The sequence below is a fragment of the Burkholderia sp. E168m23 genome (genome assembly GCF_016586125.1).
In the GTDB taxonomy this organism is placed as follows: domain Bacteria; phylum Pseudomonadota; class Gammaproteobacteria; order Burkholderiales; family Burkholderiaceae; genus Burkholderia; species Burkholderia orbicola.
The window spans coordinates 1-2,571 of record NZ_BCPP01000988.1 but is presented as its reverse complement, the minus strand read 5'-3'; the positions used below and the strand labels follow the sequence as shown (position 1 = coordinate 2,571).

The window sequence follows — 2,571 nt, the reverse complement described above, 5'->3', positions numbered from 1 at the left end:
GGCAGCACCGCGCTGTTCGAGCGCTTCACCGTGCGCTACCACGAAGCGCTCGACGCCCGCGCGTTCTTCACAGCGAAAGTGCTCGAGATGCGCCAGCGCCACGCGAAGTTCCAGGACACGCCGTACAGCCTCGAACCGAACGTGAAGGAAAGCCCCGGCGGGCTGCGCGACCTGCAGACGATCCTGTGGATTGCGCGCGCCGCCGGCTTCGGCAGCAGCTGGCGCGAGCTCGACACGCGCGGCCTCATCACCGACCGCGAAGCGCGCGAGCTGCGCCGCAACGAAGGCTTCCTGAAGACGCTGCGCGCGCGGCTGCACGTGATCGCCGGGCGCCGCCAGGACATGCTCGTGTTCGACCTGCAGACGCAGGCCGCCGAGAGCTTCGGCTATCAGCCGACGCAGGCCAAGCGCGCGAGCGAGCAACTGATGCGCCGCTACTACTGGGCCGCGAAAGCCGTCACGCAGCTCGCGACGATCCTGATCCAGAACATCGAGGCGCAGTTGTTCCCCGCGACGAGCGGCATCACGCGCGTGCTGTCGGCCGATCGCTTCGTCGAGAAACAGGGGATGCTCGAGATCGTCGACGACGGCGTGTTCGAGCGCCATCCCGACGCGATCCTCGAAGCGTTCCTGCTGTATGAGACGACCCGCGGCGTGAAGGGCCTGTCCGCCCGCACGCTGCGCGCGCTGTACAACTCGCGCGAGATCATGAACAACGCGTGGCGCCGCGATCCGCAGAACCGCGCCACGTTCATGCGGATCCTGCAGCAGCCCGAAGGCATCACGCACGCATTCCGGCTGATGAACCAGACGAGCGTGCTCGGCCGCTATCTGCTGAATTTCCGCCGTATCGTCGGCCAGATGCAGCACGACCTGTACCACGTGTACACGGTCGACCAGCACATCCTGATGGTGCTGCGCAACATCCGCCGCTTCGCGGTGGCCGAGCATGCGCACGAATACCCGTTCTGCAGCCAGCTGATCGGCAACTTCGAGCGCCCGTGGGTGCTGTACGTCGCGGCGCTGTTCCACGACATCGCGAAGGGCCGCGGCGGCGATCACTCGACGCTCGGGATGGCCGACGCGCGACGCTTCTGCCGTGAGCACGGCATCGCCGGCGACGACGCGGCGCTGATCGTGTGGCTCGTCCAGCATCACCTGACGATGAGCCAGGTCGCGCAGAAACAGGACACGAGCGACCCCGAGGTCATCAAGCGCTTCGCCGAGGTGGTCGGTAACGAACGCTACCTCACCGCCCTCTACCTGCTGACCGTCGCCGATATCCGCGGCACGAGCCCGAAGGTGTGGAACACGTGGAAGGGCAAGCTGCTCGAGGATCTGTACCGCATCACGCTCGCGGTGCTCGGCGGCGCGAACCCCGACGCGCATTCGGAGCTGAAGTCGCGACAGGAGCAGGCGCTCGCGCTGCTGCGCCTGGAAACCGTGCCCGACGACGCGCACCGCGCGCTGTGGGATCAGCTCGACGTCGGCTTCTTCCTGCGTCACGACGCGGCCGATATCGCGTGGCAGACGCGCGTGCTGTACCGGCACGTGAACGCCGAAACCGCGATCGTCCGCGCGCGCCCGTCGCCGATCGGCGACGCGCTGCAGGTGCTCGTGTACGTGAAGGATCGCCCCGACCTGTTCGCGGGCATCTGCGCGTATTTCGACCGCAACGGGCTGTCGGTGCTCGATGCGCGCGTCAGCACGACGCGGCACGGCTACGCGCTCGACAACTTCATCGTCACGCAGACCGAACGCGACGTGCGTTACCGCGACATCGCGAATCTCGTCGAGCAGCAGCTCGCGACGCGGCTCGCCGAAACCGCATCGCTGCCGGAACCGTCGAAGGGCCGCCTGTCGAGGCTGTCCCGGACGTTTCCGATCACGCCGCGCGTCGACCTGCGGGCCGACGAGCGTGGTCAGTACTACATCCTGTCCGTGTCCGCCAACGACCGGCCGGGCCTTCTCTATTCGATCGCGCGCGTACTCGCCGAACATCGGATCGGCGTCCATGCGGCGCGGATCAATACGCTCGGCGAGCGCGTCGAAGACATCTTCCTGCTCGCGGGCGCCGGCCTGTCCGACAACCGCCTGCAGATCCAGCTCGAAACCGAATTGCTGCGTGCGATCGCAGTCTGAATGAATCCCAGCGTTTATGCGCACCAAATTAACCGTCAAGAATCCGAAGCCGGCGTCGCCGACTCGCGCCCCTGTCCGCTCCGGCAGCCTCGTCGCCCGCAAGGCGGTGCGCCCCGCCGCGCCGCCCGCGGGGGATAAGCCGGCCCGCCCGAAGAAGGCGCCCGCTGCGGCCGCCGCTACCGGCGAGCGCTCGTTCAAGCCGCGCGGTGCCGCCGGCGCCGAGCGTCCGGGCGCGGATCGCGCACCGGCCAAGCGCGCCCCGCGTGACGGCGGTGCCGAGCGTGGCGCGCGCGCGCCGTATCGCGAGAACGCGGCCGGTGAAGGTGCGAAGCGCAGTTTTGGCGATCGGCGTACGTCGTCGGATCGCCCGCCGCGCCGCGATGACGATGCACGTCCGCGTCGCGCGAGTGGCGAAGGCAGCACACGCGC

The 2,571-nt window shown here is 68.4% G+C and carries 1 protein-coding gene and 1 pseudogene; both read left to right on the top strand.

Annotated elements, in window-relative coordinates; translation table 11 throughout:
• Positions 1-2,142: [protein-PII] uridylyltransferase (locus JMF90_RS32965; protein WP_201325998.1), on the top strand; the 2,142-nt coding region annotated here is incomplete at its 5' end.
• A 16-nt stretch (positions 2,143-2,158) separates the two neighbouring features.
• Positions 2,159-2,571 (top strand): annotated as a pseudogene (locus JMF90_RS40395) (pseudouridine synthase); the annotation flags it as partial.